Genomic DNA, 26189 nt, shown 5'->3' with positions numbered 1-26189 from the left:
CAAAATTCAAGAGGTTAGTTCATTTTTCCTATATTCGCGCCTATGGAAGAAGTCTATAGTTATTACAAAGAAAATATCGACGCTTATACACGGCGCTTGGGTAATTTGAAAAAGAAGATCCATTTGATGGGGAGTATCCGGTTGGCTTTAGTGGTGGGAGCGATCCTCTCCTTATGGATATTCAGGGATGAGAGTTGGCAATGGCTGACGGGGATCACCTTCGCTTATATCATCCCGTTCGCGCTCCTGATGTGGTACCATAATAAAATGTACGCACGAAAAGTATACGCCGAGACCTTGATCAAACTGAACGAGGATGAGCTAAAAGGACTAGACTATGATTTCAGCGCGTTCGACGGGGCGGCCGATAAGATCTCGGGCGAGCACTCTTTCTGCTTGGATCTGGATGTGTTTGGAGACCGCTCCTTGTTTCAATCGCTCAATCGTACCGTAACCGGGTTCGGGCGGGAACGACTGGCCGGTTGGCTCTCGAATCCCTTGACAGATAAGAAGGAGATCGTCAAACGGCAAGAGGCTGTCAAGGAATTAGCGGCTTTATCCGCCTTACGGCAGCATTTCTATGTGACGGGAATCATCCGGCAGGACACGCAAGATACGAGAGACAACGATATCAACTTTATGGACCGACTCACTCAGCGTAAGCATAAATTCGTTGATAGCCTACCGTGGAAACTATTGATCTGGGCGGTCCCAGTGTTGTGGATCGTATTGGGTATCGCTTACTCGCTGGATTGGATCAGCGGGAGTTTATTGAATATTTATTTCTTAATCACGTTAGTGATCGCTTACGGACGAGCCAAGGAAATCAATGCGCTTTACGCGACCGTCAATAAGATGGAGTCTATTTTCAATCGGTACTCAAAGCTGATGCAATGTGTGGAAGAAGATAATTTCCAGTCGGAAGAGCTGAAAGAGATCAGCGGGCAATTAGCGAATGAGAAGGAATTGGCCTCGCATGCTATCAAACGCTTGTCGTCGTATATCGGAGGATTAGACCAACGATTCAGTTTGGCGGGTATCATTTTCAATCTCTTCTACTTGCGGGATACACGCCATGCCATCCTTTTGGAACGCTGGATTCAGACTTACTCCGATAAACTTCCGCTTTGGTTCGATGCGCTGGCTCGTTTCGACGCGCTGAACTCGTTGGGTGGTTTCGCTTTCAACCATCCGGAATACATCTATCCGGAGATTGCCGACACTTATTTCCAAATGGAAGGCAAGGCTTTGGGACATCCTCTTTTGAACCGGGATGTCTGCGTAAAGAACGATATCGATATCCGCAAAAGTCCTTGGTTCCTGATTATCACTGGAGCGAATATGGCCGGAAAAAGTACATACCTCCGGACGATCGGTGTCAATTACTTATTGGCTTGCGTAGGCGCTCCGGTCTGTGCCGCCTCCTTGACGGTTTATCCCGCCCACATGGTTACCAGCTTGCGTACCTCGGATTCCTTGGCTAGCAACGAGTCTTATTTCTTCGCGGAGTTGAAACGGCTGAAAATGATTATCGACAGGCTGCAAAACGGGGAGAAGCTATTTATCATCTTGGACGAGATCTTGAAGGGAACAAATTCTATCGACAAGCAGAAAGGCTCTCTTGCCCTTATGAAACAGCTGGTCGCTTATAAGGCTTGCGGCATCATCGCCACCCACGATTTAGTGTTGGGTACTTTGGAGGAAGAGTTCCCGGAACAAATAAAGAATTACCGCTTCGAAGCGGATATAAAAGACGAGGAGCTATCCTTCTCTTATCAACTAAGAGAAGGGATAGCCCAGAATATGAATGCTTGTTTCTTAATGAACAAGATGGGAATCTTGTTTAATTGAAAATTGAGACAAGTGGTAAAATAGCTGTCACTTGTCAACTGTCAACTACTTTTTGTATTTGGTTTTGATTGCGGGTAGGACTTTTTGGATTTCCGCTATACGAGTGGCATCACTGGGGTGCGTACTCATAAATTCCGGCGTAGAGCCACTCTTTCCGGCGGACATCTTTTGCCAGAAGTTGACTGCCACGTCCGGATTGTATCCCGCCATAGTCATGAATACCAATCCCATATAATCCGCTTCCGACTCGTGCTTACGGGAGAAAGGAAGCATTACGCCATACTGCGCTCCCACACCATATACCGTATTGGCCGCTTGCTGTACCGCCGCGCTCTTATTGCTTACGGCCGCACCTAAAATAGCCGCCCCATATTGGGCCATTAGTTGCTGGCTCATACGCTCATTGCTGTGTTTAGCTACGGCATGGGCGACCTCATGTCCGATGACCACCGCCAATTCATCGTCCGAGGAAACCAAAGGCAGCAATCCCTCGTACACCACGATCTTGCCTCCCGGCATACAGAAGGCGTTCACCTGCGGATCATTCACCAAATTAAACTCCCAAGAGAAGTTTTTTACCTCATCCGCCATCCCGTTCGCCCGCAAATAGTCCTCCGTAGCGGCGGCTATCCTCTTGCCGACCCGGGTTACCATAGCGCTCTTGTTCGCGTTCGTCGACTTCTTCGCCGTCTTTATATAATCGTTATACTGGGTAAGGCTGGACGATAACACCTCTTGGTCCGAAACCAACAGCACTTGCTTACGTCCTGTCAACGGTACGCTGGAACAGCCTGCCAATAAAAGCAAGGCCACGAATAAACTTGCTATTTTTCTCATATCCTTTTACTTGAAATTAAACCTGATACTCTCTTTTTAATAACGCAAAGATACTACCATTTTGTTCAAAACGACCACCCCCTTTCGTTCTTTCTATAGGGAGTATTAGCCTTTTCTTTCAATAACATCCATCATCTACCATCCGTTGCATGATCATCCACCAATTGGTACATGATCTTCTAACAGCTGTTGCATGATCATCCAACGGCTGATAGAAGATGAATATAAATAGATGAAATGCCTAACACTTACAGTGATTAAACCTAGGCTAAGCAGGAAAATCCCTTACCCCCTACTTATATCAGAAAAAAAAGCCCTTGATTGTATATTTATTCAACAATACTCTTTATATTTGCAGCCTGTTTTGCATAAATATACAACATGAGTACAAAGAAGGAACGATTGGATGCCATTTGCGGTATTATACAGACGAAAGTGATCAGTAACCAAGAAGAACTGCTTAAAGAATTGGAAGATAGCGGATTCTCGGTTACGCAAGCTACGCTTTCCCGCGACATCAAGCAACTGAAAGTAGCCAAGGTACACGACGGAAACGGAGATTATGTATATCGCCTTCCCGAAGAGAGTATAAGCAAACAAGCACAGCCTGAAGGCAAGAAAAAGCCGAATATCGAGTTTTCCGGAAACTTGGCGGTGGTGAAGACACGACCGGGTTACGCCATGGGAATTGCCTCGGACATAGACTCCCATGCCCCCAGCGAGATACTGGCCACCATAGCCGGAGACGATACGATCTTGGTAATCCCCCGCAACGGTGTGAGCCAAGAGAAGGTGATTGCCGCTTTATCACATTTTATATAAAAGGAAAAAACTAAGAACAAACAATAAAATGGAACAAGAAATAGAAATTGATGTTATGATCGCTGATGCCTCTCACGAGGTATATGTGGATACGATCCTAGATACGATCGAGTCTGCCGCTAAAGTCCGGGGCACGGGTATCGCCAAACGTACGCACGAGTATGTGGCCCAGAAGATGAAAGAGGGCAAAGCGGTGATCGCCTTGGCGGGAAACGAGTTCGCCGGGTTTAGTTATATCGAGTCATGGGGAAACAAGCAGTACGTGACTACCTCCGGCTTGATCGTACATCCGAATTTCCGGGGCTTGGGTATCGCAAAACGCATCAAAGACATGACTTTCCAACTTGCCCGCATGCGCTGGCCGAAAGCGAAGATATTCAGCCTTACCTCCGGCGCTGCCGTGATGAAGATGAATACCGAGCTGGGATATGTACCGGTTACGTTCTCCGACTTGACGGACGATGAGGCTTTCTGGCGAGGTTGCAACGGTTGCGTGAACCACGATATCTTGGAACGCACCGAACGTAAGTATTGCATCTGCACGGCCATGCTGTTCGACCCGGCCGATCCGCATCGTGCGCAACGAGAGCGGGAGGCACGTAATCAGACTAAAAAGGACTAAATTAATACGATAGAAAAACAACATAAAATAGAGAAACGATGAAGAAGAAAGTAGTAGTAGCGTTCAGCGGAGGTTTGGATACCTCATTCACGGTCATGTATCTGGCTAAAGAAAAAGGATACGAGGTATACGCCGCTTGCGCTAACACAGGTGGTTTCAGCGAGGAACAATTGAAACAAAACGAGGAGAACGCCTATAAGCTAGGCGCCACGAAATACGTGACGATCGACGTTACGAAAGAGTATTACGAGAAGAGCTTGAAGTACATGATTTTCGGAAACGTGTTGCGTAATGGTACGTATCCGATCTCCGTAAGCTCCGAGCGTATCTTCCAAGCCTTGGCGATCGCCCGCTACGCGAACGAGATTGGCGCCGACGCTATCGCCCATGGTTCTACCGGAGCCGGTAACGACCAGATCCGGTTCGATATGACTTTCTTGGTATTGGCTCCGAACGTGGAGATTATCACGTTGACCCGCGATATGGCCTTGAGCCGCGAGGAAGAGATCAACTACTTGAAGGAACACGGTTTCGAGGCCGATTTCACGAAGTTGAAATATTCCTATAACGTAGGTCTTTGGGGAACCTCTATCTGCGGTGGCGAGATTCTTGATTCTGCGCAAGGATTACCCGAGAGCGCTTATCTGAAACAAGTGGAGAAAACCGGCAGCGAGCAATTGCGCATCGAGTTCAAGAACGGTGAGGTTCATGCCGTGAATGGTGAGGTGTTCGAGGATAAGATCGCCGCTATCCAGAAGATCGAGGAGATCGGGGCGGCTTACGGTATCGGCCGTGATATGCACGTGGGCGATACGATCATCGGCATCAAGGGACGGGTCGGTTTCGAAGCTGCCGCTCCTATGTTGATTATCGGGGCGCACCGCTTCCTAGAGAAATATACGTTGAGCAAATGGCAACAATACTGGAAGGATCAGGTAGCGAACTGGTACGGCATGTTCTTGCACGAGAGCCAATATCTGGAACCGGTGATGCGCGATATCGAGGCGATGTTGCAAGAGTCTCAGCGTAACGTGAACGGTACGGCTATTCTGGAGCTTCGTCCGTTGTCCTTCTCTACCGTTGGCGTAGAATCTGAGGATGACTTGGTGAAGACGAAATTCGGTGAGTACGGAGAGATGCAGAAAGGCTGGACCGCCGAGGACGCTAAAGGCTTCATCAAGGTTCTTTCCACTCCGTTGCGTGTTTATTATACGAACCATAAAGACGAAGAGATATGATTAAATGCGGAATTATAGGCGGAGCGGGTTACACGGCGGGTGAATTGATCCGCCTGCTCCTAAACCACCCTGATGCCGAGCTTACATTTATAAACAGTAGCAGTAACGCCGGTAACAAGATCACGGACGTGCATGGCGGTCTTTATGGCGAGACGGATTTGGTGTTCACCAGCGAGTTGCCGTTAGATAGCATCGACCTTCTGTTCTTCTGTACCGCTCATGGCGATACGAAAAAGTTCATGGAGAGCCACACGGTTCCCGAGAACGTGAAGATTATCGACCTGAGCATGGACTACCGGATCGAAGGCCCGGAGCACGATTTCGTGTACGGCCTGCCGGAATTGAACCGCCGCCGGATTTGCAACGCCCGGCATATAGCGAACCCAGGTTGTTTCGCTACTTGCATCCAATTAGGCGTATTGCCGTTGGCGAAGCACTTGATGCTGAATTCCGACTTGCATGTCAATGCCATCACGGGATCGACGGGAGCGGGCGTGAAGCCTTCTTCCACCTCTCACTTTAGCTGGCGCAACGACAACATATCGATCTATAAGCCTTTTACGCATCAGCACTTGGCCGAGATCAACCAAAGCTTGAGCCAGTTGCAGAAGAGCTATTCAAGCCGGATCAACTTCATCCCCGTACGCGGTAATTTCTCCCGTGGTATATTCGCCACGACATACATCGATTGCAAGATCGACTTGGTGGAGATCCGACGTATTTATGAGGAATACTATGATGATCACAGCTTCACGTTTATCACTGATAAGAACCCGGATTTGAAACAAGTGGTAAATACGAATAAATGCTTGATCCACTTACAGAAAATAGATGATAAGCTTCTTATCATCTCTATGATCGATAACTTATTGAAGGGCGCTAGCGGCCAAGCGGTCCACAACATGAATCTATTGTTCGGATTGGAGGAGACGGTTGGCTTACACTTAAAACCCTCCGCGTTTTAAAAAATACTATAAAGATGAATTTATTCGACGTATATCCATTATTTAATATAGAGATCGTACAAGGCAAGGGATGTCATGTATGGGATAGCGAGGGAAACGAGTACCTCGACTTATATGGCGGCCATGCCGTGATCTCGGTGGGGCACAGCCACCCTACTTACGTAAAGGCGATTACCGAGCAGGTAAATAAATTAGGCTTTTACTCGAACTCGGTTATCAATAGCTTGCAACAAAAATTAGCGGATAAGCTAGGGAAGGCTTCCGGCTACGATGATTATTCGTTGTTCTTGATCAACTCCGGAGCGGAGGCGAACGAGAACGCGTTAAAGCTCGCCTCTTTTCATAACGGGAAGAAGCGGGTGATCGCATTCAAGCACGCCTTTCATGGGCGTACCTCCGCCGCCGTCCGTGTCACGGATAACCCGAAGATCATCGCTCCGGTAAATGAGGATCTAGCGGTTACTTATCTTCCATTGAACGACGCTTCCGCCGTAGAGGAAGAGTTGAAGAAGGGGGATGTATCGTCCGTGATCATCGAAGGTATCCAAGGTGTAGGTGGCATCCAATTGCCAACGGATGATTTTATGCGTGAGTTACGCAACCTGTGTACGACTTATGATGCCTGTCTGATCTTGGATGAGATTCAATCCGGATATGGAAGAAGCGGTAAATTCTTCGCGCATCAATATGCCGGTATCAAGCCGGATTTGATCTCGGTAGCGAAAGGTATCGCCAATGGCTTCCCGATGGGTGGGTTATTGATCAGCCCGAAATTCAAGCCGGTTTATGGTATGCTCGGCACTACTTTCGGCGGTAACCATTTGGCTTGCGCGGCCGCTATCGCCGTTCTCGATATTATGGAAGACGAGCATTTGATTGATAACGCGGCGAAAGTGGGTGCCTATTTATTGGAAGAGCTTCATAAACTTCCGGGTATCAAGGAAATTCGGGGCCGTGGTTTGATGATCGGTATCGAGTTCGAGGAATCTATCAAGGAAGTGCGTAGCAAACTTCTCTTTGAGGAGAAAGTGTTCACGGGCGTAGCCGGAACGAATACGATCCGTCTGCTTCCTCCGCTTTGTTTGACGATGGATGAGGCCAAGGAATTTATCCATCGCTTCAAGAAAGTCCTAAACGCTTAATTGTTCTTTATTTCATAAAAAGGGAGGATGTCTTAATCAGCGTTCTCCTTTTTTCATTCCTCCCCAACAGCGACGTAAATTAAGTATCACTCTTTGTCAAAAAAACATCATTCCCTTTTCCGAAAAAACACTAACTTTACGCAGTCTAAACTTTGAGTCTCTAATTACTAATGAACACGATCGATGAAATATCTATTTATAGGAATATTCACTTTGTTGTGCCTATTTGCCTGTCAATCTAACGATTCCAAATACATCATAAAAGGCACCCTACCCACCGCGCAGCAGGATGGGGAATGGATTTATCTGGCACCCATGGAAAACGCCTCGATCGAAAATATCGATTCTACGAGAATAGAGAACGCACGGTTTACTTTCCAAGGAACGGGAGAAGAGATGAAAGTCCTCCGTATGCGTATCCTCTTGCGTCTCAAGTTTCAAGAGTTACTGGTCGTAACGGAACCGGGTGTGACCTCGGTACGGATAGACTCCATCAGCTCGGCCTCCGGTACACCGCAAAACGACGCCTTGCAGCATTGGAAAGACTGGAAACAAAAGACCGATAGCGAATCCTATGCCCTATGGACAGCGCTTAAGACTTGCTCGCCGGAAGATTCCATCCGCATCAAGCAGACATGGGATTCCTTGAGAGTAGAGACGCAAGCTTTTAATTATGCGTTCATGAAAGAACATATCAACCAAACGGTCGGGAAATTCCTCTATAAGATGATAAAAACCTCCTTGACCGAAGAGCTACGAAAGGAACTGGATGAAGCGAATCATTAAACAGGATCTGTCGATCACGCTAGCGGTACTGGCGATAGCGATCTTCGCTTTCTTCTTCTGGATGTACCCCTATCATTTGTTCCACAAAGAGCAAATGATGCTGTTCTTGTACAGCGGCGAGTTTCTCCGTGGATATTTTCAGGAGGAAGCGTGGCTGGCTTGTCTCACCGGCGATTTCCTTACGCAATTCTTTTATTATATCGGGGGAGGCCCGTTCATCCTAAGCGTTGTCTTAACTTTATTTGCCCTGCTTACCTATCGGACATTCCGGCAATTCGTCAGCAAGAGATACGCCCTTCCTCTTATGATACTACTTGTATTATGGGAGGCCGGAAGGTCTTGCGGACTCGCCTATCCGTTATCCGCGACTCTCTCCTTGATCGGAGCAGAAGGTGTTTTCCTGTTATATAGCCGGAGCCAAACTGAGGGGCAACGTCTTCTTACCTGCATTCCCGCCATGCTTCTTTGCTATTGGTGCTTCGGGTACGGGGCATGGCTCTGTCTGGCCCTTATGCTGGCCGCCGGAATCATAGCGCACCATCAAAAGCTAAGTGCCCTGCTTGCGGCAGGTATATTACTTCTTCCAGCGACCCAATATCCCGCTACCACTTGGTGGAGTAAGCCGGATCTCGACCGGGAGTATGTACTCAGCCTCGATGTGGAACATTATTTCGGAAATATACAAAAGATGAGGAAACATCTCGAGACAGACCGCCAAATCCTTTGGGTGACCTATTACCGGAACCTGTACAATGCCACGCATCCATCCGAGATCAACTCACCCGTGTCTCTCTCCCGGAACCTCCTAGCGTGGAATCAACCGGGTACGAATGGGTTGATCCTTCCCGTAAACCCATCTGCTTCTTTTCTCTCTATCCTATTCGCCAACGAGTTATGGTTCACGTTAGGAGATATGACTATGGCCGAGCATTGCGCCATGCTAAGTATGATCTTCTCTCCTCGCAATTCGGGTAGCCGTATGATCAAACGGCTGGCTGAGATCAATCTGGTCAATGGGGATGATGAAGCAGCTCTTAAATATCTACGTATATTAGACAAGACACTCCTTCATAAAAGCTGGGCCGAAAAGAGAATACCCGGTCAGCAAACCCCGCGAGTAAAGGAGTGGCTGGAGAAGAAACGCAGAGACATCCCGACCCAAGACCAACTACGTTCCGGTAACGATGCCGTGACTTCCTTACAGAACTTAGTCGCCTCGAACGCCGGCAATCTCCGTGCTTACGAATACTTACTCTGCTATCATTTACTCTCCAAAGATCTCCGTTCTTTTGTAGAAGATTATGTACCGGGTAAGGTCTCTAGTCCCATTTTCGCCGAGGCCCTGCTGATCCATCTCGCCCGCCAAGGTAATATCCGTGCGGAAGAGCTTATAAAATACCAAATCCCGGTAGAGATAGCGAAAGAATTCGCCGATTATACCCGGCTTTATGAGGCAAAGGACACGAGTTTGAAAGAGAAATACGGCAAGACCTATTGGTTCTATTATCATTTTGCGACCACAGAGCCCGGAAAGGAGAGTAAGCCATGAAAGAAGCAAGAATCATGAAAGAGAACATAACCTATTACCTCGTCTGGATAATCTGCTTGCTGGCAGGATGTGCCCCTACCCCGAAGCAAATAGAGGATACCACAGACCCAATCCCCATGTATCCCGATTATACGGATATCATGATTCCCACGAATATCGCCCCTCTCAACTTCTTATTGAGAAACGATGCGGACGCTATGCAAGTAACCTTGAAAGGGGAATCAAAAGAGATACAATTATCTTTCGGAAAGAAAGCTATTTTCCCTTTAAACCTATGGGAAAGCCTTTTAGAGCAGGAAGTGGGCAACCGCCTGCAAATAACCGTAGTCGCCCGTATCAAGGGTAAATGGTTTCGTTACCCCTCTTTCTACTGGCAAGTAGTTCCGGAGAAACTGGATAGTTATATAAGCTACCGACTTATAGAACCCGGCTACGAGGTATGGAACAAGATCCAATTATGCGAGCGGGAGATCAATACCTTCGAGGAACGGGTTATTGCCGACAACAAAGATACCGACGGTTCTTGCATGAACTGCCATATTTACGGAAATAAGAAAGGAAGTTTATCCATGTTCCATTTACGGGGAAAGCAAGGAGGCACCCTGCTGAACCGTAACGGACATTTGAGGAAGTTGAAACTGAGCAACGACAGTCTGCCGAATGGGGCTGTCTATGGCGATTTCCATCCATCGGGGCAGTTCGCCGTTTTTTCCACGAATATTATCATCCCTGCTTTTCATTCGTTAGGAAGTAAGCGGTTGGAAGTCTATGATACGACCTCCGACCTAATGGTCGCAGATTTCAGAAAGAAACAACTCATCACCTCCCCATTGACTAGCCGGAAGGATGAGTTAGAGACTTTCCCAACTTTCTCGCCCGATGGGAACTGGATCTATTATTGCTCCGCTCCCATCCAGCCGTTGCCCGATAGTATCCATAACCTAAAATATTCCCTATGCCGCATATCTTTCCATAAAGATACCAAGGAATGGGGCCAACGGATCGAGACCGTATGGGATGCCCAGAAGCATAATGGCTCCGCCTGCCATCCCAAGATATCGCCCGACGGTAAATACCTGCTTTTCACGGTAGCCGATTATGGAACCTTCCCGATCTGGCACCGAGAAACAGACCTGCATATGATGAACCTCCAGACCGGGAAGATAGATACCTTACCTGCCGTCAACTCCGATAAATCGGATACCTACCATAGCTGGTCCTCTAACAGCCATTGGTTTGTCTTTGCCGGTAAGCGGGATGACGGACTATACGGAAAGCCTTATTTCTCTTACGTGGATAGTACGGGAAAAGCCTATAAACCTTTCGTTCTCCCGCAAGAGGATCCGGAACATTACGATATCACGTTAAAATCTTATAATATACCTGAATTATCCACTAGCGAGCTTCCTTTCGACGCTGAAGATGTACAAGAGATCTACTACGACGAGGAAGCTGAGACTTTTAAATAATAGAATCATGGAAAATACACGTAAATATAGATACATAAGAGGAATCGCCTCCTTATTATTCGGCTGTGCGATTTGCCTGTTTTGGGGGCTTTATTATCCTCATCATTTACATTACCACGAGCAATTCCAGTTATTCCTGTTCACGCCGGAATATGGAATCGACAAATGTCTCCATCCCGGAGGCATCGCTGAATATATAGCGGAGTTCCTGACGCAGTTCTATTATTTCGCTTGGGCAGGGGCTACGATCTTGGCGATCGTTCTCGTGCTTATCCAACGGCAAATAAACTGGCTGGCCAAACAAATGGGGGCTTCCGACTTTTGGTATCCGCTCAGCTTTCTCCCTTCCATCCTGCTCTGGGTATTTTTATGTGATGAGAATGCCCTGCTGGCATTCCCCGTCTCCATAACTCTCGCCCTCTTCGCTCTAGTCATCCAGCGAAAAACCGCTCATTCATGGGGACGAATTATCTATACGCTCCTAATGATGCCGGTGCTCTACTGGGTGGTAGGTGGTGGGGCCTATTTCATCTTCGTTATCGGAGTAGCAATCGGGCATTGCATCAAATCCGTACCAATAGTATCCAACAAATCCTATATATGGATTCCTATCTACATCTTGCTTGGAATCCTATGCCCCCTATTGGCACAAAACCTCACGCAATATCCATTGCTTAGCCTCATGACCGGCATCGATTATTATCGTTTCCCCATGATCGTTCCCAACACCCTGTTACTGACAATCGCTACCGTAGCCATAATGCCCGGGGCACTAGCCTTGCTACCCCCACCGGCAAAGGGTACTAAAGTTTGGATGGCTGCTATCCCCACCCTGCTCCTTATCGGTGGTGGCACATGGATCTATGCCGCCAGCAATCCGGATAAGGAAGAGGCCATGAAATACGACTACCTCACCCGCATGAAACAATGGAACCAGATCATCAAGGCGGCAGAAAACAAAGAGCCTAATTCCCCCTTCTCCGTGACCTGCTTAAATCTGGCTCTCGCCAAGACCGGACAATTAGGGGATCGCATGTTCCATTTCTACCAGAATGGAACGGAAGGATTGATCCCGACCTTCCAAAGAGATTTTACCTCACCGCTCCCAACCAGCGAGATATTCTATCATCTGGGAATGATCAACTCCTCACAACGCTATATGTTCGAGGCGATGGAAGCTATCCCCGACTATAAGAAAAGCGGACGTGCCTATATGCGTCTGGCCGAGACCAACTTGATCAATGGACAATACGCTGTCGCCGCCAAATACCTGCGGGCTTTGCAGCATACCTTGTTCTATAAGAAATGGGCGACCCATGCCATGAGCTACCTAAATAACGATGAAAAGATAGAGAAGCATCCCGAATGGGGATGGTTGAGAAAAGCCCGATATACGGAAGATTTCTTGTTTAGCGACACGGAAATGGATGTCATGCTAGGCTTATTGCTGCAACATAACAAAAGTAACCGGATGGCTTTCGAGTATATGTTAGCCTATGTCTTGCAAAAGAAGGATCTGGAACGTTTCATGAAATATTATCCGCTGGGAAAAGATCTGGGCTATAACCACATACCCATCTCTTATCAAGAGGCATTGATTTTCATTTGGACACAGCAGCATCCTAATTTCCAAGGCCTTCCTTGGAGCATCTCCCGCAACGTATTGGAAGGGGTAAGCGAGTTCGCCCGTGTCTATATGACGCAGAAAGACTCCGAGCCTATCCTTCGCCCGAAATACGAGAAGACATTTTGGTATTACTTATTATTCAGAAAATAAACGGCCATGAGAAAGCTTATCTTATTATATAGTATATGTATAGCGTTATTTACCGCCTGTGGGGATTCGGTGGTATCCCCCGAACAAATAGAGAAATACCCGTCCATCTATCCGGATTATATCGGGGTAACAGTTCCCGCCACGATAGCTCCAATGAATTTCTCTTATACGGATACCTCCTATGAGCGGATAGATGTTATCGTAAAAGGGCACCAAGGCAAAGAGGTACATATAAACGCGAAGCATGTCAATTTCCCGGAAAAAGAGTGGAAGCAACTGCTCAACTCCAATCAAGGCGATAGTTTACTCTTTACTGTCAGTATCAAGCAAAAGGGTAAATGGAGTACTTACAAACCTTTCCCCATGTACATCAGCCCCCACCCGATCGATTACGGCCTAGTATACCGAAAGATCGCTCCCGGTTATGAAGTCTATAGCCGTATGGGTATTTATGAGCGTGATCTATCGTCTCATAAAGAAAGACCTTTGGTGGAAAACACGCTGATCAAAGGTATGTGCGTAAACTGCCATGCCTTCAATCGTACGGACCCGAGCCATTTCAGTCTTCACATCCGAGGGACGCATGGAGCCACTTTTATGAGAACCGGCAATAAGGATGAATACCTCAACACGAAAACAGATCAGACAATCGCCGCTTGCGTCTATCCCTACTGGCATCCCGGAGGCGAATATATAGCGTATTCCACGAACAACACCCGGCAATCGTTCCATACGGTTAAGGACGAGCGGGTAGAAGTCTTGGATTTGGAATCTGATGTAGTCGTTTACCATCCGGCAGATCATCATCTACTTCTTTGCGATTCTTTGCAAAAGAAAGACAGGTTCGAGACCTTCCCCGCATTCTCCCCGGATGGTCGTACGCTTTACTTTTGTTCCGCCGAGGCTAAAAAGATTCCCGAAGAATATAAAGAGATAAGATATAATTTATGTAGTATCGATTTCGATCCCTCTACCGGTACATTCGGGAGCCGTATCGATACGTTGGTGAACGCTGAGGCTTTAGGGAAAAGCGTATCTTTCCCCCGTCCTTCCTATGACGGCAAATATATTATGTTCACCTTATCCGATTACGGAAACTTTTCGATCTGGCATAAAGAGGCGGATCTATGGTTACTGGACTTGACAAGCGGAGACCTCCGCAAGCTATCCGAAGTAAATAGCGATGACACCGAAAGCTTTCACAACTGGAGTAGCAACTCCCGCTGGTTTGTCTTCAGTAGCCGCCGGGGTGACGGCCTTTATACCCGCCTTTATCTGGCAAGCATGGATGAGAATGGCAAGATAAGCAAGCCCTTTCTCCTTCCCCAGGAAGATCCGGAAACCTATTACGATCGCTCTGTCTATTCCTATAATGTCCCGGATTTCACGAGCGAGCCTATCAAGATCGACACAAGGGTATTTGAAAAGAAGATAACCTCGAAAGAACGTATACAGGTACAAGCTAAGAAATAAAAATAATACCACTATCCGATAAAATAATACTAGATTGTCTGCCCGATACCTCTTACATTTGCGTTCATAAAGAAAGACAGTTATCATGAAGAACACGAAATTAATTACCATGTTATGCCTAGGGGCATTAATCGCCTGTTCACCGTCGAAGAAAGGACTAGAGCCGACAAGCGAACAGGTTTCGCCGAGAGGACGTTTAATAGAGAACCTACGTGCGATTCCACAAAAAGGAATCATGTTCGGACACCACGATGATACGGTTTATGGGATCGGATGGGAATTTGACGAAGGAGGCTCAGACGTGCGAAAAGTATGCGGCGATTATCCGGCCGTTATCAGCTTTGATCTTGGAGAGATCGAACTCGGGGGAGATAAAAGCCTTGATAAAGTACCTTTCGAGAAAATACGCAAGGAAATCATCAACCAATATAACCGGGGAGGCTTGGTATCTTTAAGTTGGCATCCCCGTAACCCTAAAACCGGAGGGGACGCTTGGGACGTATCAGACCATGCTGTCGTGAAATCGATCCTTCCGGAAGGGGAGAACTATGAGAAATTCCAAAGTTGGCTAGGCAAAGTGAATGATTTCATCCTTTCCTTGAAAACAAGCGATGGCACCAAGATTCCCGTCCTATTCCGTCCTTGGCACGAACACACCGGAAGTTGGTTCTGGTGGGGACAGAATTTATGTACCACGGATGAATACAAAGCGCTATGGCGAATGACCGCCGATTATCTAAACGCTCACGGAGCAACAGACCAGATCGTATACGCTTATTCCACAGGTACAGAGCCGCAGGATCAAGCGTCTTATCTGGAACGTTACCCCGGACATGACTTGATCGACGTCCTAGGCTTCGACGCTTACCAACGGGAAGATAAGGATTTCTTCTTGAAAAGCATGGATACCAGTCTTTCAGTAATAGACAGCATAGGCAAAGCCAACCATAAGATCATAGCGGTCACGGAGACCGGCTACGAAGGGATACCAGACTCCACATGGTGGACGGGAACCCTGCTGCCTGCCATGGAGAAATATCCGGTCGCTTATGTATTGGTATGGAGAAACGCCCGTGAAAAAGTCACTCACTTCTTTGGCCCTTATCCCGGACAAGCCTCTGCCGAGGATTTCAAGAAGTTCTTTGAAAATCCGAAAACATTGTTCGCCTCCGATATCAACCTATATAAATAACATCATACATAACCAGATAAATCACGTCATATCCAGTTGTAGAGACGGGGCGTGCCCCGTCTCCCACCATCTGATAATATCATTTAAAGCAAAAACATCATGGAACAATTTCAAGAAAAAGTAAACGAACTCTTCGCTAAACACGAAACCTTGTTAAGCCGGAAAAATATCCCTTTAGAAGACGGAAACGGAATCTTCACCCGTTATCAACACCCTGTACTGACAGCCGCACATACCCCGATCTTCTGGAGATATGACTTAAATGAAAAGACAAACCCCTACTTGATGGAACGCATCGGCATGAACGCAACCATGAACTCCGGCGCAATCAAATGGAATGGTAAATATATATTAATGGTACGTGTAGAAGGAAGCGACCGTAAATCCTTCTTCGCCGTAGCCGAAAGCCCGAACGGAGTAGACAATTTCCGTTTTTGGGATTACCCGGTAACCATGCCGGACGATCTTGTCCCGGCCACGAATATTTACGACATGCGCCTAACCGCTCATGAAGACGGCTGGGTTTACGGAATCTTTTGCGCCGAGCGCCATGACCCGAACGCAGCTCCCGGAGATCTATCCTCGGCAACCGCCACGGCAGCTATCGCCCGGACAAAAGACTTGAGAAACTGGGAACGTCTCCCGGATTTAAAGACCAAGAGCCAACAACGTAACGTCGTATTACACCCGGAATTCGTAAATGGTAAATATGCCCTTTACACCCGCCCCCAAGACGGATTTATCGACGCGGGAAGTGGCGGTGGTATCGGATGGGCCTTGATTGATGATATCACGCACGCCGAAGTCAAGGAAGAAACCATCATCGACCAACGTTACTACCATACGATCAAGGAAGTGAAAAATGGCGAAGGCCCCCACCCGATCAAAACACCGAGAGGCTGGTTACATCTCGCCCATGGCGTACGGGGATGCGCCGCCGGATTACGTTACGTGCTTTATATGTATATGACCGCGTTGGAAGATCCCACGAGACCTATCGCCACACCCGCCGGCTATTTCATGGCTCCGGAAAATGAGGAACGGATCGGCGATGTATCCAACGTTTTATTCTCTAACGGATGGATCGCGGATGAGGATGGAACCGTATATATTTACTACGCATCCTCCGATACCCGTATGCACGTGGCTGTATCCACAATCGATAAATTGGTAGATTACTGCATGAACACTCCGGCCGACGGGCTGACTACGACCGCATCTGTCGAGACGCTGAAAAAGCTGATCGATCGAAATCTTCCACTCCTGAAATAACCTACAAAAACCACTCATATGATTAAACTAACAGAGAAGATAGGCTACGGTTTCGGGGACATGGCATCGTCCATGTTCTGGAAACTGTTTGGCGCTTACTTGATGATTTTCTATACGGACGTATTCGGATTACCGGCAGCAGCCGTAGGTACGATGTTCTTGATAACTCGTATATGGGACTCGGTCTTTGACCCGATTGTCGGCGTCGCGGCGGATCGTACGCAAACACGCTGGGGAAAATTTCGCCCTTATTTGCTTTGGCTGGCGATCCCGTTCGCCGCTATCGGAGTGCTCACTTTCACGACTCCTTCTTTCGGACAAACAGGTAATTTGATCTATGCCTATATCACCTATTCCTTGATGATGATGGTGTACTCCGCTATAAACGTGCCTTACGCATCCCTGCTTGGAGTAATGAGCCCGTTGCCACAAGACCGCAATACCCTTTCTACGTATCGAATGGTATTCGCTTATATCGGTAGCTTTATAGCTCTGTTGCTATTCATGCCGATGGTACGCTTCTTTAGCGAAAATAGCGATGAATTGGCGGATCAACAACATGGATGGACCCTAGCGGTCGTAGTTATCGCTATCCTGTGCGCCATTCTCTTTTATGGATGTTTCGCATGGACAAAAGAACGGGTAAAACCGATTAAAGAGCAACAAGGCTCGTTAAAAGATGACTTGAGAGACCTATTGCGCAACAAGCCTTGGTGGATACTATTGGGAGCAGGTGTCTCCGCTCTGGTTTTCAATTCCATCCGCGACGGGGCTACCGTATATTATTTCAAATACTTTATCGTTGAGGAAGCCTATGCCAATGTATCTCTTTTCGGAGTCTCCTTCGTCTTAAGCGGATTATATCTGGCGGTAGGACAGGCGGCAAACATTATCGGAGTAATCTTGGCCGCCCCATTAAGCAACCGGATCGGAAAGAAAAGAACCTATATGGGCTCCATGCTGATCGCCTCGGTCTTAAGCATCCTCTTTTTCTGGCTCGACAAGACGGATCTAGCCCTGATATTCACGTTCCAAGTGTTCATCAGTATTTGCGCCGGTAGTATTTTCCCCTTACTTTGGTCCATGTACGCCGATTGCACGGATTACTCAGAACTAAAAACCGGGAACCGTGCCACAGGATTGATCTTCAGTTCCTCGTCTATGAGCCAGAAATTCGGATGGGCGATCGGCACGGCTATCACAGGCTGGCTGCTCGCTTTCTTCGGATTTCAGGCCAATACCGTACAAAGCGAGGAAACGATTAGCGGAATCAAGATGTTCCTCAGTTTCTTACCGGCCGTAGGTACGATCCTGTCTGTTGTATTTATCGCTTTCTATCCGCTTAGCGAGACAAAGATGAAGGAAATCACCGCTACATTAGAAACCAAAAGAAAAGAAACAAATGAATAAAATCACCGAAGATTTACAAAACGAGGTTCAATGGGAGCTAGAGAACAATATCCTCCCTTTTTGGATGAACCGAATGATTGATAATGAGTATGGTGGTTTCCATGGGCAAATCACGGGAAACGGCCAACGAGTCGTACATGCCCCTAAAGGCGCCATCTTGAACGCCCGTATCCTATGGACATTCTCCGCCGCATACCGTTTATTACGAAAGCCGGAATATCTGGAAACGGCGACCCGTGCAAAACGCTACCTTATCGATAAATTCTACGACCAAGAATTCGAGGGTATTTACTGGGAATTAGACTATACCGGTCAACCGGTGCAAACCAAAAAGCAAATCTACGCCTTAGGATTCGCTATCTACGGATTAAGCGAGTACAACCGGGCTACCGGAGATAAAGAAGCGTTGGATTATGCGATCCGTCTCTTCAAGGCGATCGAACAATATAGTTTCGACCCGGAAAAGAACGGTTATATGGAAGCCTTTACGAAAGACTGGAAACTGATAGAGGATATGCGACTCAGCGACAAGGATGAGAATGAGAAAAAAACAATGAATACCCATCTGCATATCCTCGAACCTTATACCAACTTGTACCGGGTATGGAAAGACGAGCACCTCAAAAAACAACTCCGAAACTTGATCCTGATTTTCACCGACAAGATTTTGGATCACCGTACCTATCATTTAAACCTCTTTTTCAACGAGGATTGGGAAAGCAAATACCGTATCATCTCCTACGGTCATGATATAGAGGCATCTTGGTTACTGCATGAGGCCGCTATCGAATTGGGAAACAACGAGATCCTTCAGAAAGTAGAGCCTTTGGTTCAAAAGATAGCGATAGCGGCCGAAGACGGGTTATTAGCGAACGGTAGCCTCATTTACGAGTATCACCCGGATGAGAAGAAAGCCGACACGGACCTGCATTGGTGGGTGCAAGCCGAGAATGTAGTGGGTCATTTCAACTTGTATCAACATTTCGGAGATGAGCCTGCCTTAGGCACAGCCTATACATGCTGGAAATTCATTCAGCGTTATTTGATCGACAAGGAACAAGGGGAATGGCATTGGAGCGTATCGCTCGATCACGAGATCAATCGCGAGGATGACAAGGCCGGTTTCTGGAAATGTCCCTATCACAACGGACGGATGTGTATGGAGATTATCGAACGACTTACCGGCGAATAGCCGTCCGAAAGACCGCCTGCCGGCTCTTTTTTATCAGATTAACAACCGTCGGAAGTTTCCGACATCAAAAAAAACAAGCGATATGAACAAATTCTATTGGATGGCGATCGGCCTCCTTCTCGGTTTGGTGAACCTCCGGGCCGAGATCAAGCTGCCAGCTTTGGTAGGCGACAACATGGTACTCCAACAAGCCACTAAAGTACGGCTCTGGGGAAATGCAACCCCAAATTCAAGCCTGAAAGTCCGTAGTTCTTGGGACAATACGGAATACACGGCCCAAGTAAACGATCAAGGCAGATGGGAAATCTGGGTTCAGACGCCCTCGGCCAGTTTCGAAAAGCAACAGTTAACATTAGAGAATGGACAAGACAAGATTGTCTTGCATGATCTTCTGATCGGCGAGGTATGGTTCGGTTCCGGCCAATCTAATATGGAAATGCCATTAAGAGGTTTCTGGCACTGCCCTATCGAGGGAGGTAACCACGCTATCGCTACATCCGGGAAATATAAGAACTCGATCCGTTACGCTACGATCCAACGGGTCGGAGCCTTGGAACCGAAAGATTATCCGGTAGGTGGCGAATGGAAAGTATGTGATCCGCGAAACGCCCCGGAGTTCGGAGCTACCGCCTATTTCTTCGCAACCCTGTTGACCGAGGTGTTGAACGTGCCGGTAGGTATCATCAATTGTAGCTGGGGCGGCTCCACAGTGGAAGGTTGGTTGCCCAAAGACATCCTGCGGAATTATAGCGATATCGATCTATCCTTAGCGGGTAACGATGAGAAAATCCATCCGATGCTACAACCCATGATCATGTATAACGGAATGCTGAAACCAGCCAGCAAATATACGGTCAGAGGTTTCCTATGGTATCAAGGAGAGTCAAATGTCGGACACCCGGACTACGCTAAACGCCTAGCGACAATGGTAGAACATTGGAGAGGATTATGGGGACAAGGAGAATTACCTTTCTATCTGGTAGAAATCGCCCCTTACGAATATGGAGAAGGAGACCAAGCCGCGTACCTTCGTGAAGAGCAATACAAAGCCACCCGGTTGATCCCCAATAGCGGTATTGTTTCCACAAACGATCTGGTACAGGATTACGAGAAACGGCAAATACACCCCAAAGAGAAACAAAAGATCGGTGAGCGTCTTTGTTATATGGCTCTAAACAAAACCTATGGTTATACAACCATCGCTTGTGAGGGCCCCCAATACGATCATATGGAAATAGATAAAGATAAAATCATTCTTTTTTTCAAGAATGCGGAAGATGGCTTCAATCGAGATAACGGGATCATAGGCTTCGAGATAGCCGGAAAAGACATGCGTTTCCACAAGGCAAACGCAACTATAGACGCTAACAAGAAAACCGTTATTATCTCAGCTCCGGGCGTAAAAGCCCCAATAGCCGCTGGTTATGGTTTCCGGAATTTCCAAATTGGCAACTTGCAAAACATACAAGGATTACCGGTGCTTCCATTCCGCACGGATAAATAAAACGACTTAGAAAATAAAACACAATACGTTATAATATTCAAGCTTGTTCATACGTAATGTCTTATTTTCATTTGTAAGACGTATTTAGTTTTTATTTCATTCTATTGTGATAATAGAAATTACCCTCCTAAAGTATTAGTAAACTTAATTCTTCCCATAAAAAAATGGGAGATCTTATTTTACAAGGAATCAGAGACCTCCTCTGATTCCTATTTATTTTTCATTCATATCATAATGTATACAAAAAATGATAGTTTGTATACAGACCATACTAATACATTGCGCTTTTTTTGCATCTAGATTTACTGAAGGGGGAAATATTTGTATAACAAACTAAATAACAATAATTTCATGAACAAGCTTATTAACAGAATTTCTCCGGAAACATCTGAAAACCGAATCTTACACGCTGGCTTTAGTATCATATTGATGTCAGAGGAAATAACACAAACCTTATCTGGTTTATCCAGCGATATGATTATTTTTATCTTAAGCGGATCCATAACTATATATTCCACTAAAGAAGAAAAGAAAACAATCGGTGAACAGTATATGATCTTTCTAAGATCATTTGAAAATTATACATATGATATCACCCTAGGTTCAAAAATCATCATTTTCTTTTTTGACAGTTTAACGATGAATGAGTTACCGTATTACCAACATCCGTACGGAATATTACCTCAACCTATCTCTAAGTGGATAGAGCTGAAAATAGTGGAACCTTTATACGGTTTTCTAGAACTTGTCGGACAATATCTTGAAAATAATTTCCTGAACTACCCTTTGTATGAATTAAAGAGAACGGAATTATTCTACTTATTGAAAAAGCTTTATAGAAAAGAGGAATTAGACTACTTTTTCTATTTATCAAGTACGCATTCAGCAGAGTTTGAGAGACTCATCGCCGAGAATTATATAAAAGCTAAAACAGTAACAGATCTAGCTCAAATGATAGGTTACGGAGTAAATTCCTTTCGGATGAAGTTAAAAAAAGTTTTCGGTATTCCAGCCTACGAATGGCTGATGCAAGAGAAATCCAAACGACTATTGGTCGCCATAGCTAACAGCGAGGATGATTTTAAGAACATAATAGATGAATTCGATTTCTCCTCGCATTCGCATTTCTACAAATTTTGCAAGGCACGCTTTGGATATAGTCCCACGGAGCTAAGGAAAAAACTTAAATCGTTGTAGAAAACACCCCCTATCAGAATATACATTTAAATTGTCAAGTTGTATAACTCCTAATAAGTTATGCTCATTTATCTTTGCCTCATTGATTTTAGACACCTATCCGTATGGATGATCTAATAAAAGATAGTGTATAATGACCACCATATTTTTTAATGTTTTACTATTCCAAATTAAAGACTGGGATAAAATTTGTAAAGAAGAGGGTAAAATGACATCGCCGATAATTTGCTATATTTTGCTAGGGGTTATCTTATTCATAATCTTGATGCGTATACTTTCCATATTGCAGTTTTTGCGATTGAAGCGGAAGGTAAAGAAACGTATTTCCCCGAAACACGATAAACCTTCCTGTAAATAAAGCCTCAACCCACTTACATACATTAATAATTAAAGGAAGAACCAATTCGCTTCTTTCTATGTTTATATAGGAAAAGCGTTTAGATCATGGGCTTCAACATTCCTTACACAGACAAAAAGCGGGTCGTAATTATCGGGGGCGGATTTGGAGGGTTAAAACTAGCTGAGAAATTGAAAAAGAGCAAGTTTCAAGTAGTCTTAATCGACAAGAACAACTATCACCAGTTTCCTCCCTTGCTTTATCAAGTAGCGTCCTCCGGCTTAGAATATAATGAAATATCCTTTCCATATCGAAAGATATTCCAGAAGAGAAAGAACTTTTACTTCCGGTTGGCAGAGGTATATGGCGTCAATCCGAAAGGGCATACCATTCAAACCTCCATCGGCGAATTGGAATATGATTATCTTGTAATCGCCGCTGGAACTATCACCAACTTCTTTGGAAACAAAACGATCGAGGAACAGTCTCTACCCATGAAAACGGTAGAAGAGGCGTTAGCTTTACGAGACACCTTATTAATTAATTTAGAGAAAGCGACTACTTGTACGGACCCGGACGAGAAGCAAGCTTTGCTAAATATAGTTGTTGTAGGTGGAGGGGCTACAGGTGTAGAAGTATCCGGCGCTTTATCCGAGATGAAACGGTTTGTTTTGCCGAAAGACTATCCGGATCTAGGAAACTTTCATATGAATATCTATCTGATAGAAGGGTCCCCTAAATTACTAGGGGCCATGTCTCCGGAAGCCTCCTCCAACGCTAAACGCTTCCTTGAGGATATGGGCGTTAACATCATTCTTCAGAAGCGTGTCGTGGACTATAAGGATGGGAACGTTTTCTTAGATGACGGACAAACCATACCCACTAGAACCTTACTTTGGGTAAGTGGTGTGAAAGCGGTTCATTTCGATCATATCGAAGGAGAACTCTTGACCCGGGGGGAACGGATTATCGTCAATGAATGTAATCAAGTAAAAGGCTTATCCAATATATTCGCCATAGGAGATGTCTGCTGGATGACAGAACCGGATTACCCGAACGGACATCCGCAAGTCGCTCAGGTAGCGATTCAGCAAGGTGAGTTATTAGCCGAAAATCTACAACGGATCGAGGCTCTAAAAAAACCGAGACCTTTCCATTATAAGAATTTGGGAACTTTAGCTACTGTCGGCAGGAATAAAGCGGTTGCCGATTTAAATAAGGTGAAATTACACGGATTTACGGCATGGTTGGTTTGGATGCTCGTACATTTACGCTCCATCTTAGGAATCAAGAATAAGCTAATTGTACTGATCGACTGGATCTGGAATTATTTCACGTACGACCGTTCCATGCGTTTCATCTTGTTCATCCAAAAGCACAAACAAGATGGAACACAGGGCACGGAACCTACTTTATAAACGATAAGTCAACGTAAGCCAAGCTACCCGGGCATCACGATTGCGCTTTTGCGTCATTTCTAAGTTCGGGGCATCAATAATCGTTGTTTCTTCTAAACTATCGAATATATTGTTGATACTTAAGTTCGCGCATAATTTACGATTGAGGAAATATTGAGAGAGACCGGCATTTACGCTATAACGGCCTTTGATCTTACCTTGAGGCGTAAGCTGGTCGGAAACGTAGAAGCCGTCTACCTGAAAATCCGTAGTCGGCGTAATACTTACGTTCACATTCCCCTTGACATCCCAGCAAACCAAGGATTTCTTCTCGCCATAGCCTACCGTACGCCCATCGATCTCGTCCCGATAGATATCCCCGGAGAAACCGACCGTCAAGATACGTACCGGATTCCAGCTACCGGACAAGTCGGCTCCGACTGCTTGGCTATGTCCGATATTCTCTTTCTTCCAAACCGTCTCATCATTTACTTGGCCAGCGATCTCCATGATACGATTCGTACGATTCCGGTAATAAATAGCCGGAGTCAAACGAAAACGGGGAGCCGAAAACTGATATCCTAGCTCTACGTTATGTATAAACTCATCCTTCAAGTCCGGATTCCCCTGTATGATATGGGTAGGATCACTGTTATTCAAGAAAGAGCACAAATAGCTGCCATTCGGACGAATCGCCCGTTGCTGATAACTCAAGCTTAAACGATTGCTCTTATTCACCTCATAAGTAAAACGGGCACGAGGATACAAATGAAAACGAGAACTCTTGTTCTCTTTGCCTTTTATCCCCTGCCAATAAGGGTCGTTGATCCAAGAAGGGCTAAACTCATTCATCTTAAAATGACTAAATTCCGCCTGTATCCCTATCTCCGCGTTAAAAGCGCCCCAATTCTTAACCACGTCCGCATAGATCAAATTCAGATAACGGTTGAAATCGTAATTATACGATTTCGCCGGACTTAACTCAAAACTACCGTCCACCTTATCAAAAGCAGCCGTCAGATAATCCTCGTTTCGCGCACGACCTATATAACCAAGCTTGAAATCCCAACCATCGATCTCCTGCCCATATCCAAATCCCCAGAAATAATTATGTTTCGTATGGTCGATAAATTGGTTATCCTCCGAGATGATATTCCCGTTTTGAGGATTCTCATTCTTGAAATCATTATCCTCATCATACGAGAAATTATTATAGTTGAATACGGTATAAAAACCTTGATTCTCCGAAATCTCATGGTTCCAATACGCTTCGGCGGCATAAGCTTCCTGGCGCTGGTCGTTATACCGGTTACGGATCACGTACTTCATTTGCTCCCCTTTCGGGTTGAATACCCGGTTGTTAATGCGTCCATACCGGCTATAATCCATCAAATGATACAGGCCATGCACGGTGATCCGGTCTTTCGCGGAAAGATCATAGTCTACTTTCATATCCGCCACATGTACGTCCGGACGAGCCGTGGCATTATTATTCATCTCCGTCCGGTTTTTAGCGGTCGCGGTCGATTTGCTGAAAGATCGTTCCCGGTATTCCCTCCTATAATTGTATTTCGCGTTGATATGGAATTTTCCGGGATGCAAATTCAATACCGCTCCTGCGTTATATCGCTCATTCCATCCCGCCCCAAGCGTAACATATAGAGGGGAATCTCCCGTTCCATACATACGAGGCACCAGATTGAGTATGCCCGCGTCACCATCCGGCACCGCATTAATCGGAGGAAATGCCCCTAATGAGATCTGGTTAAAGAACAGGGCGGGAAGTTGGATCAGCACGTCACCGCTATATTCTTCCAGCAAACCGTAAGGAACTCCATCGACAAGCATCCCGACATTACCGGAGCCCCTGTATGTAACGGCTCCTTCCATATCGGTTATGACAGAAGGCAATTGGCGAAAAGCATCCGCCGCCGTATTGGTAACGCTACTCAAGTTATTATCTACCCGCAAGATTTTCATCCCGCCCCTCTCGCTCAACCCGGCGAAACGGGTACCCTGAATCTCTATGTTCCGGATCGTAAGCGTCGTATCGGCAGGAGTCTGCGAGAATACCGGCATAGCCAATAGAGCGGCCAATGGAAGAAGTAAAATTTGTCTCATATCATTATCTATGGTTTATAAACAAAAAAAGTCTGT

Annotated in this window: 20 protein-coding genes; 18 read left to right on the top strand and 2 right to left on the bottom strand. The window is 46.0% G+C overall.

All coding sequences use genetic code 11. The features are described 5' to 3' along the window. The first annotated feature begins 42 nt into the window (after positions 1–42). On the top strand, positions 43–1851 hold the full coding sequence (locus tag DW033_RS13915; RefSeq protein ID WP_122382847.1) for a MutS family DNA mismatch repair protein: 1809 nt from the start codon (positions 43–45) through the stop codon (positions 1849–1851). Positions 1852–1896: 45 nt separating this feature from the next. Here the strand turns inward: DW033_RS13915 and DW033_RS13910 are convergent, their stop codons facing one another. Further along, positions 1897–2688 (bottom strand): M48 family metallopeptidase, encoded by a 792-nt coding sequence (locus DW033_RS13910; protein ID WP_005865607.1) that lies wholly within the window; start codon positions 2686–2688, stop codon positions 1897–1899. Positions 2689–3069: 381 nt separating this feature from the next. Between DW033_RS13910 and DW033_RS13905 the strand changes: the two genes are divergently transcribed. From DW033_RS13905 to DW033_RS13820, 17 genes are all read left to right on the top strand, one after another. After that, on the top strand, positions 3070–3510 hold the full coding sequence (locus DW033_RS13905; protein WP_005855227.1) for an arginine repressor: 441 nt from the start codon (positions 3070–3072) through the stop codon (positions 3508–3510). Between the two features lie 28 nt (positions 3511–3538). Beyond that, the gene (locus DW033_RS13900; RefSeq protein ID WP_005865603.1) at positions 3539–4132 is read left to right on the top strand and encodes a GNAT family N-acetyltransferase; all 594 of its coding nucleotides are present in this window, start codon (positions 3539–3541) and stop codon (positions 4130–4132) included. Between the two features lie 38 nt (positions 4133–4170). After that, entirely contained in the window at positions 4171–5370 is a 1200-nt protein-coding gene (locus tag DW033_RS13895) for an argininosuccinate synthase (protein WP_005855223.1), read from the top strand. Beyond that, positions 5367–6335: an N-acetyl-gamma-glutamyl-phosphate reductase gene (gene argC / locus DW033_RS13890; protein WP_005855221.1), complete on the top strand. Its 969-nt coding sequence runs from the start codon at positions 5367–5369 to the stop codon at positions 6333–6335. Before DW033_RS13895 ends, argC begins: the two co-directional genes overlap by 4 nt. A 14-nt stretch (positions 6336–6349) precedes the next feature. After that, positions 6350–7477: an aspartate aminotransferase family protein gene (locus DW033_RS13885; protein ID WP_122382846.1), complete on the top strand. Its 1128-nt coding sequence runs from the start codon at positions 6350–6352 to the stop codon at positions 7475–7477. A gap of 183 nt (positions 7478–7660) precedes the next feature. Beyond that, on the top strand, positions 7661–8263 hold the full coding sequence (locus DW033_RS13880; RefSeq protein ID WP_122382845.1) for a DUF4369 domain-containing protein: 603 nt from the start codon (positions 7661–7663) through the stop codon (positions 8261–8263). After that, positions 8247–9812, top strand: coding sequence for a DUF6057 family protein (locus DW033_RS13875; RefSeq protein WP_122297637.1), 1566 nt, complete (start codon positions 8247–8249; stop codon positions 9810–9812). The genes DW033_RS13880 and DW033_RS13875 overlap by 17 nt, the downstream gene beginning before the upstream one ends. Then, positions 9809–11281, top strand: a complete 1473-nt coding sequence (locus tag DW033_RS13870; RefSeq protein WP_122297638.1) for a PD40 domain-containing protein — start codon at positions 9809–9811, stop codon at positions 11279–11281. The genes DW033_RS13875 and DW033_RS13870 overlap by 4 nt, the downstream gene beginning before the upstream one ends. A gap of 7 nt (positions 11282–11288) precedes the next feature. Next, on the top strand, positions 11289–13058 hold the full coding sequence (locus tag DW033_RS13865; RefSeq protein ID WP_122297639.1) for a DUF6057 family protein: 1770 nt from the start codon (positions 11289–11291) through the stop codon (positions 13056–13058). Positions 13059–13064: 6 nt separating this feature from the next. After that, on the top strand, positions 13065–14531 hold the full coding sequence (locus DW033_RS13860; RefSeq protein WP_122297640.1) for a PD40 domain-containing protein: 1467 nt from the start codon (positions 13065–13067) through the stop codon (positions 14529–14531). An 85-nt stretch (positions 14532–14616) separates the two neighbouring features. Then, the gene (locus tag DW033_RS13855; protein WP_048928334.1) at positions 14617–15723 is read left to right on the top strand and encodes a glycoside hydrolase family 26 protein; all 1107 of its coding nucleotides are present in this window, start codon (positions 14617–14619) and stop codon (positions 15721–15723) included. 99 nt (positions 15724–15822) lie between these two features. Beyond that, the gene (locus DW033_RS13850) at positions 15823–16995 is read left to right on the top strand and encodes a glycosidase (RefSeq protein ID WP_005865585.1); all 1173 of its coding nucleotides are present in this window, start codon (positions 15823–15825) and stop codon (positions 16993–16995) included. A gap of 18 nt (positions 16996–17013) precedes the next feature. Further along, positions 17014–18405, top strand: a complete 1392-nt coding sequence (locus tag DW033_RS13845; RefSeq protein ID WP_048928335.1) for an MFS transporter — start codon at positions 17014–17016, stop codon at positions 18403–18405. Then, entirely contained in the window at positions 18398–19597 is a 1200-nt protein-coding gene (locus tag DW033_RS13840) for an AGE family epimerase/isomerase (RefSeq protein ID WP_005865581.1), read from the top strand. The genes DW033_RS13845 and DW033_RS13840 overlap by 8 nt, the downstream gene beginning before the upstream one ends. 82 nt (positions 19598–19679) lie before the next feature. Continuing rightward, positions 19680–21101 carry a sialate O-acetylesterase gene (locus DW033_RS13835; RefSeq protein WP_122382844.1) on the top strand — a complete coding sequence of 474 codons (1422 nt, stop codon included), beginning with the start codon at positions 19680–19682 and terminating at the stop codon, positions 21099–21101. A gap of 351 nt (positions 21102–21452) precedes the next feature. After that, a complete protein-coding gene (locus tag DW033_RS13830) occupies positions 21453–22298 on the top strand; it encodes an AraC family transcriptional regulator (RefSeq protein WP_122382843.1) in 846 nt (281 codons plus the stop codon). A gap of 444 nt (positions 22299–22742) precedes the next feature. After that, a complete protein-coding gene (locus DW033_RS13820; protein ID WP_048928337.1) occupies positions 22743–24053 on the top strand; it encodes an NAD(P)/FAD-dependent oxidoreductase in 1311 nt (436 codons plus the stop codon). Here the strand turns inward: DW033_RS13820 and DW033_RS13815 are convergent. Next, entirely contained in the window at positions 24048–26153 is a 2106-nt protein-coding gene (locus tag DW033_RS13815) for an outer membrane beta-barrel family protein (protein ID WP_048928338.1), read from the bottom strand. The genes DW033_RS13820 and DW033_RS13815 overlap by 6 nt on opposite strands. Positions 26154–26189 lie beyond the last annotated feature (36 nt).

It is taken from the genome of Parabacteroides sp. AF39-10AC, from assembly GCF_003635405.1.
GTDB lineage: Bacteria > Bacteroidota > Bacteroidia > Bacteroidales > Tannerellaceae > Parabacteroides > Parabacteroides distasonis.
The sequence above is the reverse complement of the archived record's forward strand: the minus strand, read 5'-3'. Positions and strand labels throughout refer to the sequence as shown.

What these genes read in the sequence shown, in the direction of transcription:
- DW033_RS13875 (WP_122297637.1), top strand. Translation starts at nt 8,247, where the DNA reads ATGAAGCGAATCATTAAACAGGATCTGTCGATCACGCTAGCGGTACTG.
- DW033_RS13900 (WP_005865603.1), top strand. Translation starts at nt 3,539, where the DNA reads ATGGAACAAGAAATAGAAATTGATGTTATGATCGCTGATGCCTCTCAC.
- DW033_RS13905 (WP_005855227.1), top strand. Translation starts at nt 3,070, where the DNA reads ATGAGTACAAAGAAGGAACGATTGGATGCCATTTGCGGTATTATACAG.
- DW033_RS13815 (WP_048928338.1), bottom strand. Translation starts at nt 26,153, where the DNA reads ATGAGACAAATTTTACTTCTTCCATTGGCCGCTCTATTGGCTATGCCG.
- DW033_RS13915 (WP_122382847.1), top strand. Translation starts at nt 43, where the DNA reads ATGGAAGAAGTCTATAGTTATTACAAAGAAAATATCGACGCTTATACA.
- DW033_RS13835 (WP_122382844.1), top strand. Translation starts at nt 19,680, where the DNA reads ATGAACAAATTCTATTGGATGGCGATCGGCCTCCTTCTCGGTTTGGTG.
- DW033_RS13820 (WP_048928337.1), top strand. Translation starts at nt 22,743, where the DNA reads ATGGGCTTCAACATTCCTTACACAGACAAAAAGCGGGTCGTAATTATC.
- DW033_RS13855 (WP_048928334.1), top strand. Translation starts at nt 14,617, where the DNA reads ATGAAGAACACGAAATTAATTACCATGTTATGCCTAGGGGCATTAATC.
- argC (WP_005855221.1), top strand. Translation starts at nt 5,367, where the DNA reads ATGATTAAATGCGGAATTATAGGCGGAGCGGGTTACACGGCGGGTGAA.
- DW033_RS13840 (WP_005865581.1), top strand. Translation starts at nt 18,398, where the DNA reads ATGAATAAAATCACCGAAGATTTACAAAACGAGGTTCAATGGGAGCTA.
- DW033_RS13870 (WP_122297638.1), top strand. Translation starts at nt 9,809, where the DNA reads ATGAAAGAAGCAAGAATCATGAAAGAGAACATAACCTATTACCTCGTC.
- DW033_RS13910 (WP_005865607.1), bottom strand. Translation starts at nt 2,688, where the DNA reads ATGAGAAAAATAGCAAGTTTATTCGTGGCCTTGCTTTTATTGGCAGGC.
- DW033_RS13860 (WP_122297640.1), top strand. Translation starts at nt 13,065, where the DNA reads ATGAGAAAGCTTATCTTATTATATAGTATATGTATAGCGTTATTTACC.
- DW033_RS13885 (WP_122382846.1), top strand. Translation starts at nt 6,350, where the DNA reads ATGAATTTATTCGACGTATATCCATTATTTAATATAGAGATCGTACAA.
- DW033_RS13830 (WP_122382843.1), top strand. Translation starts at nt 21,453, where the DNA reads ATGAACAAGCTTATTAACAGAATTTCTCCGGAAACATCTGAAAACCGA.
- DW033_RS13880 (WP_122382845.1), top strand. Translation starts at nt 7,661, where the DNA reads ATGAAATATCTATTTATAGGAATATTCACTTTGTTGTGCCTATTTGCC.
- DW033_RS13845 (WP_048928335.1), top strand. Translation starts at nt 17,014, where the DNA reads ATGATTAAACTAACAGAGAAGATAGGCTACGGTTTCGGGGACATGGCA.
- DW033_RS13895 (WP_005855223.1), top strand. Translation starts at nt 4,171, where the DNA reads ATGAAGAAGAAAGTAGTAGTAGCGTTCAGCGGAGGTTTGGATACCTCA.
- DW033_RS13850 (WP_005865585.1), top strand. Translation starts at nt 15,823, where the DNA reads ATGGAACAATTTCAAGAAAAAGTAAACGAACTCTTCGCTAAACACGAA.
- DW033_RS13865 (WP_122297639.1), top strand. Translation starts at nt 11,289, where the DNA reads ATGGAAAATACACGTAAATATAGATACATAAGAGGAATCGCCTCCTTA.